Origin of the sequence: Streptomyces sp. NPDC086989, assembly GCF_044745505.1 — a bacterium.
Lineage (GTDB): Bacteria > Actinomycetota > Actinomycetes > Streptomycetales > Streptomycetaceae > Streptomyces.
Genome location: NZ_JBIVAL010000001.1, coordinates 425,296 through 439,155, shown reverse-complemented (window position 1 = coordinate 439,155; position 13,860 = coordinate 425,296). Strand labels below are relative to the sequence as shown.

Annotated in this window: 13 protein-coding genes; 7 read left to right on the top strand and 6 right to left on the bottom strand. The window is 70.3% G+C overall.

Annotated elements, in window-relative coordinates; genetic code table 11:
• Positions 1-217: 217 nt before the first annotated feature.
• The gene (gene leuA / locus ACIPK4_RS02145; RefSeq protein WP_376199065.1) at positions 218-1,981 is read left to right on the top strand and encodes a 2-isopropylmalate synthase; all 1,764 of its coding nucleotides are present in this window, start codon (positions 218-220) and stop codon (positions 1,979-1,981) included.
• A 58-nt stretch (positions 1,982-2,039) separates the two neighbouring features.
• Here the strand turns inward: leuA and ACIPK4_RS02140 are convergent, their stop codons facing one another.
• Positions 2,040-2,798: an SDR family NAD(P)-dependent oxidoreductase gene (locus ACIPK4_RS02140; protein WP_402308639.1), complete on the bottom strand. Its 759-nt coding sequence runs from the start codon at positions 2,796-2,798 to the stop codon at positions 2,040-2,042.
• A 203-nt stretch (positions 2,799-3,001) separates the two neighbouring features.
• Here ACIPK4_RS02140 and ACIPK4_RS02135 point away from each other — a divergent pair, with 203 nt between their 5' ends.
• The 5 genes from ACIPK4_RS02135 (at position 3,002) to ACIPK4_RS02115 (ending at position 8,204) form a co-directional block, all read left to right on the top strand.
• Positions 3,002-3,697 (top strand): TerB family tellurite resistance protein, encoded by a 696-nt coding sequence (locus ACIPK4_RS02135; RefSeq protein ID WP_402308636.1) that lies wholly within the window; start codon positions 3,002-3,004, stop codon positions 3,695-3,697.
• Positions 3,698-4,318: 621 nt separating this feature from the next.
• Positions 4,319-5,914 carry a nucleobase:cation symporter-2 family protein gene (locus ACIPK4_RS02130; protein ID WP_402308633.1) on the top strand — a complete coding sequence of 532 codons (1,596 nt, stop codon included), beginning with the start codon at positions 4,319-4,321 and terminating at the stop codon, positions 5,912-5,914.
• 84 nt (positions 5,915-5,998) lie between these two features.
• The gene (gene recO / locus ACIPK4_RS02125) at positions 5,999-6,745 is read left to right on the top strand and encodes a DNA repair protein RecO (protein ID WP_030162779.1); all 747 of its coding nucleotides are present in this window, start codon (positions 5,999-6,001) and stop codon (positions 6,743-6,745) included.
• A gap of 11 nt (positions 6,746-6,756) precedes the next feature.
• Positions 6,757-7,581, top strand: coding sequence for an isoprenyl transferase (locus ACIPK4_RS02120; RefSeq protein ID WP_054222856.1), 825 nt, complete (start codon positions 6,757-6,759; stop codon positions 7,579-7,581).
• A gap of 59 nt (positions 7,582-7,640) precedes the next feature.
• The gene (locus ACIPK4_RS02115) at positions 7,641-8,204 is read left to right on the top strand and encodes a YcxB family protein (protein WP_402308628.1); all 564 of its coding nucleotides are present in this window, start codon (positions 7,641-7,643) and stop codon (positions 8,202-8,204) included.
• A 23-nt stretch (positions 8,205-8,227) separates the two neighbouring features.
• Here the strand turns inward: ACIPK4_RS02115 and ACIPK4_RS02110 are convergent, their stop codons facing one another.
• The 4 genes from ACIPK4_RS02110 to ACIPK4_RS02095 are packed head-to-tail and all read right to left on the bottom strand — an operon-like array spanning position 8,228 to position 11,372.
• The gene (locus ACIPK4_RS02110; RefSeq protein WP_082410407.1) at positions 8,228-8,659 is read right to left on the bottom strand and encodes a Fur family transcriptional regulator; all 432 of its coding nucleotides are present in this window, start codon (positions 8,657-8,659) and stop codon (positions 8,228-8,230) included.
• Between the two features lie 51 nt (positions 8,660-8,710).
• On the bottom strand, positions 8,711-9,577 hold the full coding sequence (locus tag ACIPK4_RS02105) for a metal ABC transporter permease (RefSeq protein WP_402308625.1): 867 nt from the start codon (positions 9,575-9,577) through the stop codon (positions 8,711-8,713).
• Complete coding sequence (locus ACIPK4_RS02100) at positions 9,577-10,368, bottom strand: metal ABC transporter ATP-binding protein (protein WP_054222860.1); 792 nt, start codon at positions 10,366-10,368, stop codon at positions 9,577-9,579. Before ACIPK4_RS02100 ends, ACIPK4_RS02105 begins: the two co-directional genes overlap by 1 nt.
• 23 nt (positions 10,369-10,391) lie before the next feature.
• Positions 10,392-11,372: a metal ABC transporter substrate-binding protein gene (locus ACIPK4_RS02095; RefSeq protein WP_402308621.1), complete on the bottom strand. Its 981-nt coding sequence runs from the start codon at positions 11,370-11,372 to the stop codon at positions 10,392-10,394.
• A gap of 155 nt (positions 11,373-11,527) precedes the next feature.
• Between ACIPK4_RS02095 and ACIPK4_RS02090 the strand changes: the two genes are divergently transcribed.
• Positions 11,528-12,910 carry a glycine--tRNA ligase gene (locus tag ACIPK4_RS02090; protein ID WP_376204779.1) on the top strand — a complete coding sequence of 461 codons (1,383 nt, stop codon included), beginning with the start codon at positions 11,528-11,530 and terminating at the stop codon, positions 12,908-12,910.
• Between the two features lie 99 nt (positions 12,911-13,009).
• Here the strand turns inward: ACIPK4_RS02090 and ACIPK4_RS02085 are convergent, their stop codons facing one another.
• Positions 13,010-13,639, bottom strand: coding sequence for a VC0807 family protein (locus ACIPK4_RS02085; RefSeq protein ID WP_402308617.1), 630 nt, complete (start codon positions 13,637-13,639; stop codon positions 13,010-13,012).
• Positions 13,640-13,860: the final 221 nt, after the last annotated feature.

Genomic DNA, 13,860 nt, shown 5'->3' with positions numbered 1-13,860 from the left:
ACGTCGGTCCCGCATACTGAAACAGGTCCTCGCGCTACGGCGCGGCTCGGCTAGGCTCGGCCCATCATGCGTTTCGGGCTGCTTCTCCTTAGCTGCCGCGGCGAGGGTCTGTAGTCGTAGGCCGACCCCCTCCCCGCGGAGTTTGGTGTTGCGGTTTTCACTACCGCCGTCGGCCGTCCCAGCGAACTACACGCGGACACGCGAGGAGCCCAACGCCATGAGTCAGCAGCCTTTTGTCGGTCGCCCCACGCCCATCACCAACGCGACCCACACCCAGAAGCCCTCCGGGATGCCGATCCACAAGTACGGCCGGTACGAGCAGGTGGACATCGCCGACCGCACCTGGCCGGACGCCCGCGTCACCAAGGCCCCCCGCTGGCTCTCCACCGACCTGCGCGACGGCAACCAGTCGCTGATCGACCCGATGACCCCCGCCCGCAAGCGCGAGATGTTCGACCTGCTGGTGCGCATGGGCTACAAGGAGATCGAGGTCGGCTTCCCGTCCTCCGGCGAGACCGACTTCGCGTTCGTACGCTCCATCATCGAAGAGGGCGCGATCCCGGACGACGTCACCATCTCCGTCCTGACCCAGGCCCGCGAGGACCTGATCGAGCGGACCGTGGAGTCGCTGGTCGGCGCCAGGCGCGCCACCGTGCACCTGTACAACGCGACCGCCCCCACCTTCCGCCGGGTGGTCTTCCGCGGCTCCAAGGAGCAGATCAAGCAGATCGCCGTCGACGGCACCCGCCTGGTCATGGAGTACGCCGAGAAGCTGCTGGGCCCGGAGACCACCTTCGGCTACCAGTACAGCCCGGAGATCTTCACCGACACCGAGCTGGACTTCGCCCTGGAGGTCTGCGAGGCCGTCTGTGACGTCTGGCAGCCGGCCGAGGGCCGCGAGATCATCCTGAACCTGCCCGCCACCGTGGAGCGGTCGACGCCGTCCACCCACGCGGACCGCTTCGAGTGGATGGCCCGCAACCTGACCCGCCGCGAGCACATCTGCATCTCCGTCCACCCGCACAACGACCGCGGCACCGCCGTCGCCGCCGCCGAACTGGCGCTGATGGCCGGCGCCGACCGCATCGAGGGCTGCCTGTTCGGGCAGGGCGAGCGCACCGGCAACGTCGACCTGATCACGCTGGGCATGAACCTGTTCTCCCAGGGCATCGACCCGCAGATCGACTTCTCGCAGATCGACGAGATCCGTCGCACCAGCGAGTACTGCAACCAGATGGAGGTCCACCCGCGCCACCCCTACGCGGGCGACCTCGTCTACACCGCCTTCTCCGGCTCCCACCAGGACGCCATCAAGAAGGGCTTCGACGCCATGGAGGCCGACGCGGCCGCCCGGGGCAAGACCGTCGACGACATCGAGTGGGCGGTTCCGTACCTGCCCATCGACCCGAAGGACGTCGGCCGCTCCTACGAGGCGGTCATCCGGGTCAACTCGCAGTCCGGCAAGGGCGGCATCGCGTACGTCCTGAAGAACGACCACAAGCTGGACCTGCCGCGCCGCATGCAGATCGAGTTCTCGCGGATCATCCAGGCCAAGACCGACGCCGAGGGCGGCGAGGTCACGCCCAAGGCGATCTGGGACGTCTTCTCCGACGAGTACCTGCCCAACCCCGAGAACCCGTGGGGCCGCATCCAGCTGCGCTCCGGCTCGACGGCGACGGACAAGGACGGCACGGACACGCTGACCGTCGAGGCGGTCGTGGACGGCGTGGAGACGGTCCTGAACGGCACCGGCAACGGTCCGATCTCGGCCTTCTTCGACGCACTGGCCGGCATCGGAGTCGACGCCCGCCTGCTGGACTACACCGAGCACACGATGAGCGAGGGCGCCTCCGCCGTGGCCGCCTCCTACATCGAGTGCGCGATCGACGGCCGCGTCCTGTGGGGCATCGGCATCGACGCCAACACCACCCGCGCCTCCCTGAAGGCGGTCATCTCCGCCGTCAACCGCGCGGGCCGCTGATCAGCCTGCCGTGCGACCCGGCCCCGCCCCTCCACCCGGAGGGGCGGGGCCGGGTCGTTCAGCGGGCCAGGTAGCCGCCGTCCACCGGCAGCACCACGCCCGTCACGAACGAGGCCGCGTCGGAGGCCAGGAACGCGATGACCCGGGCCACCTCCTCGGGCTCGCCGAGCCGGCCCATCGGATGGGCCGCGGAGACCTCCGCCAGGTACTCCGGGCCGCCCGGCTCGTCCTTCAGCGCCAGCACCCGCTCCGTACGGATGGTGCCGGGGGCCACCGCGTTGACCCGGATCCCGTGCGCCGCCCACTCCACCGCAAGGTGCTTCGTCAGCCCCGACGCCACGAACTTCGCCGGCCCGTAGGCCGCCTGCCGGGCCTGGCCCGCCACCCCCGAGACCGAGGACACGCAGACCAGCGCCCCGCCCGGGCCCGGCTGCGCCAGCATCGCCTCGATGGCGTACTTGCAGGTCAGGAACATTCCCCGGCCGTCGATCGACATGACCCGGTCCCACTCGGCCGGTCCTGTCTCGCGTACATCCGAAAGAGGGATCACTCCGGCGTTCGCCACGGCGACGTCGAGCCGTCCGTACGCCGCGAGCGCGGCCTCGACCATCGCGCGGTTGGCCTCCGGATCGGCGACGTCACCGGCCACGACGGTGATGGCGAAGCCCTCGGCGGCCAGTTCCGTACGCAGTTCCTCCACGCCGGGGCCATTGATGTCGGCCGCCGTCACGAAGGCGCCCGAGCGGGCCAGCAGGCGGGCGGTGGCGCGGCCGATCCCGCTCGCCGCGCCCGTGACCAGACAGGATTTCTCGTTCACGCGGGGGAGCGTAGGCACAATGCGGCGTCCGCGGGCGCGGCGGCGGGGACGCAGACCGGCCAAGTGCGGGCGGCGGGACATGTTGTCTTGTCACACGACTGACGCATCCTCACCGATGTGGCTAACATCACGCCAACCCGGCGATGCTGCCTGGGGTTCCCGCCCGTGCCCGCAGAGCCACGGGGGAGTTACGGAGGTGCGACGTGCTGCCAGTTCGGGGTGGGGACGGCCGGAAGCTGACGGTCTGGGGCATCCGCACCACCTGGAACACCGTGGGCGACGGGGAGTTCTTCTGCCCCGACTGCGGTGGAGACCGCAACTACCGCCGGCGCACCGGGCGCCGCCGGTTCACGGTCCTCGGCGTCCCGCTGCTGCCGCGCGGACAGGCCGGACCCGTCATCGAGTGCCAGGGCTGCCGGGAGCGCTTCGAGACCGAGGTCCTCGACCACCTGACGACCACCCGCTTCTCGGCGATGCTGCGCGACGCCGTGCACACCGTGACGCTGGCCGTGCTCGCGGCGGGCGGGACGGCCTCCCGCGGCGCGCTGGAGGCCGCCGTGTCGGCCGTACGGGCGGCGGGCTTCCAGGACTGCACGGAGGAGCAGCTGGAGTCCCTGGTGGAGGCGCTGGCCACCGACGAGGGCCGGATCGGGCTGTACGACGGGCCCGAGTGCTGTGGCGCCGCGCTGGCGATAGAGCTCCACGAGGCCCTGGAACCGCTGGCCCCGCACCTGGCCGCGCCCGGGCGCGAATCGATCCTGCTGCAGGGCGCGCGGATCGCCCTCGCGGACGGCCCGTACACCCCCGCCGAGCGGGAGGTGCTCGCCACGGTGGGCGCCGCCCTGCGGATCGCCTCGGACGAGGTGGCCCGCCTCCTGTCGGCCGTCCGCGCGCCGTAGGACCGTCCGGCGTGCCCATGACGACGTCCGCGGCGGCCGCCTGATCCGGGCGGCCGCCGCGGATTGCCGACGACGCCCGGCCCCCCGTCCGCGCGCACCGCGCGTAGACCCGGCCGAAGGGCTCCCGGCCGAGGTAACGATCCGGCCTCGTGCGACCGAATGTGCGCTCCCGCGTACGCGGTGCGTGACGGGGAGCGGTGCGCTCCGGCCCCGGCCGATCCACCCGTCGGACGCGCGGAGGAAAACCCTCGACTTTGCGCTGCCGTGCGCCGCAAAGTCCGTAAGAGCACGTCGGCGGGTCCGACTTCGCTCCCGCACAGATGAAGGTGGCGGTTTCGCGGAGAGTTGGCCATACGCCCTCGCGGAGGCGTCCGCCACTGGAGAAACCTACAGATCGGGTGGCTCCGTACGTCAACACTTTGTGGAAGCCCACGATATCTGTGAGCCCACCCACAGGCGTTCAATTCCGGTCACACGACGAGACGCCGCCGGTAACACAGCGGGGCTTCGATTCACGTGAACGCACTGACAACCCTGGCGGACCAACGGGATCACGACCCACTCCGCACGGGGATAACCAGATTCCTCTCGTTTACCTACCTCTTGAAGGGCAAGGCAGAGATGGCACGTGTCGCCGCCCGGCTTTCCGACAACGGAGAGCAGAGCACGCACCCGGTCGACGAGGTGCTCCCCCTCCCCAGGCTCGCGCTGTACGGCTTCCAGCACGTACTCGCGTTCTACGCCGGTGCGGTGATCGTTCCGATCATCGTGGGCGGTGCCCTCGGCCTGACCACCGAGCAGCTGGTCTACCTGATCAACGCCGACCTGTTCACCTGCGGCATCGCCTCGATCATCCAGGCGTGGGGCATCGGCCGGATCGGTGCGCGCCTGCCCCTGATCCAGGGCGTCACCTTCACCGCGGTGTCCCCGATGATCGCCATCGGCCTCGGCGCGGGCGGCGGGACGGCGGGCCTGCTCGTCATCTACGGCGCGGTCATCACGGCCGGCATCGCCACCTTCGCCTTCGCCTGGCTGCCCTCCAAGGCGTTCCGGGCTGTCATGCGGCTCTTCCCGCCGGTCGTCACCGGCACGGTGATCACGGTCCTCGGCATCGTGCTGATCCCCGTTGGCCTCAACGACGCCGCGGGCGGCGTCGGCAGCCCCGGCTTCGGCGACCCGAAGAACTTCGCCTACGCCGGCGGCACGATGCTCTTCATCCTCGTCCTGATGAAGCTCGGCAAGCCCTTCCTGTCCAGCATCTCGATCCTGCTCGGCCTGGTCGGCGGCACCGCCGTCGCCTTCCTGCTCGGGGACGCCGAGTTCGGCGGCGTGGCCGACTCGGACTGGATCGGCGTCACCACCCCGTTCCACTACGGAGCACCGAAGTTCGCCTGGTTCCCGATCCTGCTGATGCTCATCGTCATGCTGATCACCATGGTCGAGACGACCGGCGACACGTACGCCGTCGGCGACATCGTCGGCAAGGACATCGACAGCGAGACCGTGGCCCGCGCCCTGCGCGCCGACGGAGCCGCGACCGCCCTCGGCGGCGTCCTCAACTCCTTCCCGTACGTGGCCTTCGCCGAGAACGTCGGCCTGGTCCGCATGACCAAGGTCAAGAGCCGCTTCGTCGTGGTCGCCGCGGGCGTCTTCATGATCGTGCTCGGGCTGATCCCCAAGGCCGCCGCGATCGTCGCCGCGGTCCCGCACGGAGTCCTCGGCGGTGCGGCGACGGTGATGTTCGCGATGGTGGCCCTGGCCGGTATCCAGACCCTCGCCAAGGTCGACCTCAAGGAGGAGAAGAACGCGCTGGTCGTGGGCGTCTCCCTGGCCTTCGCGCTGCTGCCGGCCACCGTTCCGGTCTTCTTCAAGGACCACATGAACGCGGACCTGTCCTCGCTGCTCAACAGCGGTGTGACGCTCGGCGCCTCGGCCGCGATCGTGCTCAACCTGATCTTCAACGGCCTGGCCGAGGACGATGCGCACGGCACCGCACCGGCCGCGGTGCCCGCCCAGGCGACGGCCCCGGCCGGCCCACTGGCCCAGCCGGACGCCGTGGCCCCGGCCGGGCCGGAACCCGAGGCCGCTCCGGTCGGGGCGGCGGCTACCGCCGAGGCCGAGACGGTGGCCGAGGCCGCGGTCGGCGCCGCCGTGAGCACGGCCGCCGCCACCTCCGTGAAGGCCGACGCGGACGAGGAGACCGCGCCCGCTTCCTGACCCTCCGAGGGGCGACGGCCCTCCGTCCGGACCGGTGTCCGGGCGGAGGGCCGTCGCCGCGCCCGGGCAGGCGACAATGGGCCCATGAGTCTGTTCCGCGACGACGGCATCGTGCTGCGCACCCAGAAGCTGGGTGAGGCGGACCGCATCATCACGCTCCTCACCCGGGGCCACGGCCGGGTGCGGGCCGTCGCCCGCGGAGTGCGGCGCACGAAATCCAAGTTCGGCGCCGGGCTGGAACCTTTCTCCCACGCCGACGTGCAGTTCTTCGCCCGGGGCAGCGAGCTGATCGGCCGCAGCCTCCCGCTCTGCACCCAGACCGAGATCATCGCCCCGTACGGCAACGGCATCGTCACCGACTACGCCCGCTACACCGCCGGCACCGCGATGCTGGAGACCGCCGAGCGGTTCACCGAGAACGAGGGCGAACCCGCCGTGCAGCAGTACCTGCTGCTCATCGGAGCCCTGCGCACGCTCTCGCGCGGCGAGCACGAGCCGAACCTCATCCTCGACGCGTTCCTGCTGCGCTCCCTCGCCGTCAACGGATACGCGCCCAGCTTCACGGACTGCGCGAAGTGCGGGATCCACGGCCCCAACCGGCACTTCTCCGTCGCCGCGGGCGGGGTCGTCTGCGGGGACTGCCGGGTGGCCGGCAGCGTCGTACCCTCGTCGGAGGCCATCGCCCTGCTCAGCGCGCTGCTGACGGGCGACTGGGGGCATGCGGACGCCTGCGAGGCGCGGTACGTGCGGGAGGGCAGCGGGCTCGTCTCCGCCTATTTGCACTGGCATCTGGAGCGCGGGCTACGCTCCCTGCGATACGTCGAGAAATAGGAGCTGGACACATGGCACGACGCGGGATTCTGGGGCGCTCTCGCCGGGAGTACAAGGTTCCCGAGCCGCACCCGTCCGGTGAGCGCCCGCCGAAGATCCCCGGCGAGCTCGTCCCGAACCACGTCGCGGTGGTCATGGACGGCAACGGCCGCTGGGCCAAGGAGCGCGGCCTGCCGCGCACCGAGGGCCACAAGGTCGGCGAGGGCGTCGTGCTCGACGTGCTCAAGGGCTGCCTGGAGATGGGCGTCAAGAACCTCTCCCTGTACGCCTTCTCGACGGAGAACTGGAAGCGCTCGCCGGACGAGGTCCGCTTCCTGATGAACTTCAACCGGGACGTCATCCGGCGCCGCCGCGACGAGATGAACGAGCTGGGCATCCGGATCCGCTGGGTCGGCCGCATGCCGAAGATGTGGAAGTCGGTCGTCCAGGAGCTCCAGGTCGCCCAGGAGCAGACCGTCGACAACGACGCGATGACCCTGTACTTCTGCGTGAACTACGGCGGCCGCGCGGAGATCGCGGACGCGGCGCAGGCGATCGCGCGGGACGTGGCCGCGGGCCGGCTGGACCCGTCGAAGGTCAACGAGAAGACCTTCGCGAAGTACATGTACTACCCGGACATGCCCGACGTGGACCTCTTCCTGCGGCCGAGCGGCGAGCAGCGGACCTCCAACTACCTGCTCTGGCAGAGCGCGTACGCCGAAATGGTGTTCCAGGACGTGCTGTGGCCGGACTTCGACCGCCGCAACCTGTGGGCGGCCTGCCTGGAGTACGCGCAGCGCGACCGCCGGTTCGGCGGCGCCGTCCCGAACCAGGCGGAGCCGGGCGCCTCGGCGTGACCCCGCCGGGCCGGGCCGGCGCGCACAGCCGGCCCGGCCGGGCGGTAGGGTCGGCTGTCATGAACATGGCTGACAGGGACGGGCGGCAGGACACCGGCGGCGTGGGCGTCCCGGCGGTCGAGCTCGTCTACCGGACGACCGAGACGGACTTCGCCGGAGCCCTGCGTGCACGCAACCGCCGCACGGCGGCCGTGCGCCGCAAGACGTGGCTGTTCCGCATCGTCGGGACGCTGTCCCTGATCGGCGGCGTCCTGCTGCTGACGGGGGAGGCGCCGGATGTCGCGAGGGCCGCGGGCTTCCTGGCGGGCGGCGCGTTCCTGTGGGTCTTCGGGCCGCTCGGCCACCGGCTGCAGGCCCGGGCCTTCCGCGGGCTGCTGGAGAAGGCGGGGGAGACCCGGGCCGTCGTCGACGGCTCCGGGGTCCGCGTGACGGCGGCCGGCTGCGACACCCGCATCGGCTGGGCCGTGCAGCCCACGTACGCGGAGACGGACGAGCTGTTCGTCATGCTGAGCGAGGGCAAGGGAGCCGTGTCGATGACGGTCCTGCCCAAGCGCGGCGCCCAGTCCCCGGCGGACGTCGACCGCCTGCGCGGGATCCTGGACGCGAACCTGAGGCGGCTCTAGGCCGCCAAACGGCCTGGTCCGGTCTAGGCGGAGGCGGCCGCGCAGTCGGCGCAGGTGCCGAAGATCTCCACCGTGTGGGCGACGTTCACGAAGCCGTGCTCCGCGGCGATGGCCTCCGCCCACTTCTCCACCGCCGGGCCCTCCACCTCGACCGCCTTGCCGCACTTGCGGCAGACCAAGTGGTGGTGGTGGTCCCCGGTGGAGCAGCGCCGGTAGACGGACTCGCCGTCACTGGTGCGCAGCACGTCGACCTCGCCGGCGTCGGCGAGCGACTGGAGGGTGCGGTAGACGGTGGTCAGGCCCACGGAGTCACCGCGGTGCTTGAGCATGTCGTGCAGCTCCTGGGCGCTGCGGAACTCGTCCACCTCGTCCAGCGCCGCCGCGACGGCGGCCCGCTGCCGGGTGGATCGTCCTCGTACTGGCGCGGTATTCATCTCGCCAGGCGCAGTCGCCACCGGTTCCTCCTCGTATCGGCCTCGGCCCATTGTGCCAGGCGGCCGTTCCTCCTAGACCTTCACATCATCGCGCGTGCAGACCTCCTCGGCGGCGCGCGCCGCGTTGGCCCGGCGCCGCGCCAGCGGCGTGGACAGGGCCGTCATCACCATGAAGACGCCGATGGCGAGCAGCACGATGGTGCCGCCGGAGGGGGCGTCGATGTAGAAGGTGGCGACCGTGCCGGAGAGCGAGACGAGCACGCCGATCACCATGGCCACCGACAGGGTGGCGGTGAACCCGCGGGTGACGCGCTGCGCCGCCGCGACCGGGATCACCATCATGGCGCTGACCAGCAGCAGGCCGACGATCCGCATGGCCACGGTGACCGTGACGGCGGCGGTGACGGCGATCAGCAGGTTCAGGAACCGCACCGGCAGGCCGGTGACCCGGGCGAACTCCTCGTCCTGGCAGACCGCGAACAGCTGGCGGCGCAGGCCGAGGGTCACGGCGACGACGAACGCGGCGAGGATCACGACCGCGGTGACGTCCTGCGCGGAGACCGTGGTGATCGAGCCGAACAGGTAGCTGGTCAGACTGGCCGTCGAGCCGCCCGGAGCCAGGTTGATGATCATCACGCCGCCGGCCAGGCCGCCGTAGAACAGCATGGCGAGGGCGATGTCGCCGCTGGTCTTGCCGCGCGAGCGGATCAGCTCCATGCCGACCGCGCCGATGACGGCGACCAGGGTCGCGATCCACACCGGGCTCGTGTTGAGCAGGAAGCCGAGGGCCACCCCGGTCATGGCCACGTGGCCGATGCCGTCGCCCATGACGGCCTGGCGGCGCTGGACGAGGTACGTGCCGATCGCGGGGGCGGTGATGCCGACCAGGACGGCCGCGAGCAGGGCCCGCTGCATGAAGGCGTAGGTGAGGATTTCCATCAGCTCAGCAGTCCCGTCCGAAGGGGCTCGGCGTCGTGCGCCGCGTGCGGGTGTACGTGGTCGTGGCCGGGCAGGGCGTGCTGGCCCACGGCCTCCGGGGGCGGGCCGTCGTGGACGACGCAGCCGTCGCGCAGGACGACGGCGCGGTCGATCAGCGGCTCCAGCGGGCCCAGCTCGTGCAGGACGAGCAGGACGGTCGAGCCGGCGGCGACCTGCTCGCGCAGGGCGTTCGCCAGGACCTCCTGGTTGGCGAGGTCCACACCGGCCATCGGCTCGTCCATGATCAGCAGTTCGGGTTCCACGGCGAGCGCCCGGGCGATGAGCACGCGCTGGTGCTGGCCGCCGGAGAGGGCGTTGACCGAGGCGTCGGCGTGCGGGCCCATGTCGACGAGGTCCAGGGCCCGCTCCACGGCGGCCCGGTCGGCCTTGCGCAGGATGCCGAAGCGGGAGCGGGCGAGCCGGCCGGAGGAGACGACCTCGCGGACGGTGGCCGGGACGCCGCTGGCGGCGGTGGTGCGCTGCGGGACGTACCCGATGCGCGACCAGGCGCGGAAGCGCTTGAAGTCCGTGCCGAACAGCGCCAGCTCGCCGTCGGACAGCGGAACCTGCCCGACGACGGCGCGCACGGCCGTGGACTTGCCGGAGCCGTTCGCGCCGAGCAGGGCGACGACCTCGCCGCTGCGCACGGTGAGGTCGACCCCGCGCAGCACGGGGCGGGAGCCGAGCGAGGCCGTGGCCCCGCGCAGGGATATGACGGGCTGGTCCGTGGCCTGGGCGGGCTTGGAATCCATGGCACGCGCCTCCGTTACTGCCATCACTTGCTACCGAGTGCCTTCTGCAGGTTCTTCAGGTTGGACCGCATGACCTCGAAGTAGTCAGCGCCCTGGGACTTGTCGGAGATGCCCTCGAGGGGGTCGAGGACGTCGGTCTTCAGGCCCGTGTCGGCGGCGAGCGTCCTGGCCGTCTTGTCGCTGGCCAGGGCCTCGAAGAACACGGTCGAGACATTGTCCTTCTTCGCGACGGCCTGGAGCTCCTTCATCCGGGCCGGGCTCGGCTCGGACTCGGGGTCGACGCCGGAGATGCCCTCCTGGTCGAGGCCGTAGCGCTCGGCGAGGTAGCCGAAGGCGGAGTGCGTGGTGATGAAGGTCCTGGAGGCGGTGTTCTGCAGGCCGTCCTTGAACTCCGTGTCCAGCGCGGCCAGCTTGCCGGCCAGCTCGTCGGTGTTCTTGCGGTAGTCGGCCGCGTGGCCGGGGTCGGCCTTCTCCAGGGCCGCGCCGACGCCCTTGGCGACCTCGGCGTACTTCACCGGGTCGAGCCAGACGTGGGGGTCCTCGCCGGCCTCGGCGTGGCCGTGGTCGTGGCCTTCCTCCCCGGTGCCCTCCTCGCCCTCGTGGGCGTGGTCGTGGCCGGAGGCGGCGTGGACCTCCAGCCTGGTGAGGGCGGCGGCGTCGACGACGTGCTTCACGCCGGACTGGGCGACGGCCTTGTCGACGGCGGGCTGGAGGCCCTTGAGGTAGAGCACCACGTCGGATTCGCCGAGCTGGCCCGTCTGGCGCGGGGTGATCTCCAGGTCGTGCGGTTCGACGCCCGGCTTGGTCAGGGTGGCGACCTTCACGTGGTCCTTGCCGATCTGTTCGGCGAGGAACTGCATGGGGTAGAACGACGACATGACCTGGAGTTTTCCGTCCTCGTGCCCCCCTGTGGCCGAGGCTCCGGAGCAGGCGGTGAGGGCCGTGGCGCCGAGGGCGACGGCTCCGCCGAGGGCGGCCGCAGGTATGAGTCGTCGTACGTTCATGACATCCATTTTCATCAAAGATGGAAACGGTTGTCAAAAACCCTGGTCGGGGGCCCGGCCCGCGGGCCGTGGAAGGGGAACCGATTTGAAAGGGGGGGTGCGGGCGCCGGTAACCTAAAGCCTTCGCCGTTCGTCCTCGTAATGAAGAGAGCACCGTGGCCGCCGACAAGATCGAAACCATCGTCAGCCTGAGCAAGCGCCGTGGCTTCGTTTTCCCGTGCAGTGACATCTACGGCGGCTCCAGGGCTGCCTGGGACTACGGTCCGCTGGGTGTCGAGCTCAAGGAGAACATCAAGCGCCAGTGGTGGAAGGCCATGGTCACCGGGCGCGAGGACGTTGTCGGCCTCGACTCTTCCGTGATCCTGGCCCCTGAGGTCTGGGTGGCCTCCGGCCACGTCGCGACCTTCTCGGACCCGCTGACCGAGTGCACCTCCTGTCACAAGCGCCACCGCGCCGACCACCTGGAGGAGGCCTACGAGGCCAAGCACGGCCGCCTTCCCGAGCACGGCCTCGCCGACGTCAACTGCCCCAACTGCGGTGTGAAGGGCCAGTTCACCGAGCCCAAGCAGTTCTCCGGCATGCTGGAGACCCACCTCGGCCCGACCCAGGACACCGGCTCCAAGGCGTACCTGCGCCCCGAGACCGCCCAGGGCATCTTCACCAACTTCGCCCACGTGCAGACCACCTCGCGCAAGAAGCCCCCGTTCGGCATCGCGCAGATGGGCAAGTCCTTCCGCAACGAGATCACGCCGGGCAACTTCATCTTCCGCACGCGCGAGTTCGAGCAGATGGAGATGGAGTTCTTCGTCAAGCCGGGCGAGGACGAGCAGTGGCAGGAGTACTGGATGCAGGAGCGGTGGAACTGGTACCGCGACCTCGGCATCCGCGAGGAGAACATCCGCTGGTACGAGCACCCGAAGGAGAAGCTGTCCCACTACTCGAAGCGCACCGCCGACATCGAGTACCGCTTCAACTTCGGCGGCAGTGAGTTCTCCGAGCTGGAGGGCGTCGCCAACCGCACCGACTACGACCTCAAGGCCCACTCCGCCGCCTCCGGCCAGGACCTCGTGTACTTCGACCAGGAGACCAAGGAGAAGTACACCCCGTACGTCATCGAGCCGGCGGCCGGTGTCAACCGCGCCATGCTCGCCTTCATGCTCGACGCGTACAACGAGGACGAGGCCCCCAACGCCAAGGGCGTCATGGAGAAGCGCACCGTGATGCGCCTCGACCCGCGCCTGGCCCCGATCAAGGTCGCCGTCCTGCCGCTGTCCCGCAACGCGCAGCTGTCGCCGAAGGCCAAGGGTCTCGCCGCCGACCTGCGCAAGTTCTGGAACATCGAGTTCGACGACGCGGGCGCCATCGGCCGCCGCTACCGCCGCCAGGACGAGATCGGTACGCCGTTCTGCGTCACCGTCGACTTCGACACCCTGGAGGACAACGCGGTGACCGTGCGCGAGCGCGACACCATGAAGCAGGAGCGCGTCTCCCTGGACCAGATCCAGAGCTACCTCGGCAGCCGCCTGCTCGGCTGCTAGGCCCCGCCCGGCTGCTTGTTTCGCTTGAACGGCCGGTGGCCCGGTGCGCGGATCGCGCACCGGGCCACCGGTCTTTTCCGTGACGGGCCGTCCGGGAGGTCAGGCCGCGGAGACCCCGGCCTGTGCGGCTGCGGCGGCCGTCTCGGCGGCCCGCCTCTCGCCCTCGGCCTTGGTGCGCTTGACGAAGCGGACCGTCCAGAGGGCCAGGCCGCCGAGCGTGCCGTAGATCATGAACGGGCTGAGGCTCACCATGGTGGAGGTGTCCAGGACGAACGACAGGACGATCCGGACCGCCGCCTCGATGAGGTAGACCACGCCCCAGACCAGGGTCATGCGGCGCTGGGCGTTGCGGAAGCCCTCGAACCGCCACAGGTCGTTGTAGTACGCCACGCCCGCCGGGGTGCCGTCCGTGCCGAACTTCCGGCCGAAGTAGAACATCAGCGGACGCGGCGCGAGCAGCGTGCCCAGGCACAGCAGCCCGAACAGGCCCGTGACGAAGGAGTCCTTGACCAGCAGGGCCTGGGCGGACTGGGCGCCCACGAGCGAGACCACCGCAGTGATCACCAGGAACACCAGGGTGACGATGGCGAACTCGTCGAGCTTGCGCCGCCAGGCCACCATGACGGCACTGTCGAGCACCGGCCAGGCGCCACTGGCCAGCAGTGCCGAGGCCTCGCTCCAGCCGTGGTCGTCGACGAGGGTGTTGTACGTGAGGATCGGCGCGACCACGTTGAGCGCGATGGTAAGGATCAAGCCGATCGCGGCGGCGCCACCGGAGCGGGCCGGAGGTGCGGACTGAGCTGCCTGAGCGGGTTGAGCGGGTTGAGCGGACAAGGTTCCCCCTGGAACGTGCCTGATGAAGTGCGGTAGGGGGACCGTATGGAATTTGACGGGTTACGGACAAGTAAGCCACACCCAAAATGATCATCAAGCTGTGCGGAGTGGCTCGT

Bases quoted from the DNA above. Each gene is read 5' to 3' on its own strand.
- leuA (WP_376199065.1), top strand. From the start codon at position 218: ATGAGTCAGCAGCCTTTTGTCGGTCGCCCCACGCCCATCACCAACGCG.
- ACIPK4_RS02130 (WP_402308633.1), top strand. From the start codon at position 4,319: ATGGCACGTGTCGCCGCCCGGCTTTCCGACAACGGAGAGCAGAGCACG.
- recO (WP_030162779.1), top strand. From the start codon at position 5,999: ATGAGTCTGTTCCGCGACGACGGCATCGTGCTGCGCACCCAGAAGCTG.
- ACIPK4_RS02120 (WP_054222856.1), top strand. From the start codon at position 6,757: ATGGCACGACGCGGGATTCTGGGGCGCTCTCGCCGGGAGTACAAGGTT.
- ACIPK4_RS02115 (WP_402308628.1), top strand. From the start codon at position 7,641: ATGAACATGGCTGACAGGGACGGGCGGCAGGACACCGGCGGCGTGGGC.
- ACIPK4_RS02105 (WP_402308625.1), bottom strand. From the start codon at position 9,577: ATGGAAATCCTCACCTACGCCTTCATGCAGCGGGCCCTGCTCGCGGCC.
- ACIPK4_RS02100 (WP_054222860.1), bottom strand. From the start codon at position 10,368: ATGGATTCCAAGCCCGCCCAGGCCACGGACCAGCCCGTCATATCCCTG.
- ACIPK4_RS02095 (WP_402308621.1), bottom strand. From the start codon at position 11,372: ATGAACGTACGACGACTCATACCTGCGGCCGCCCTCGGCGGAGCCGTC.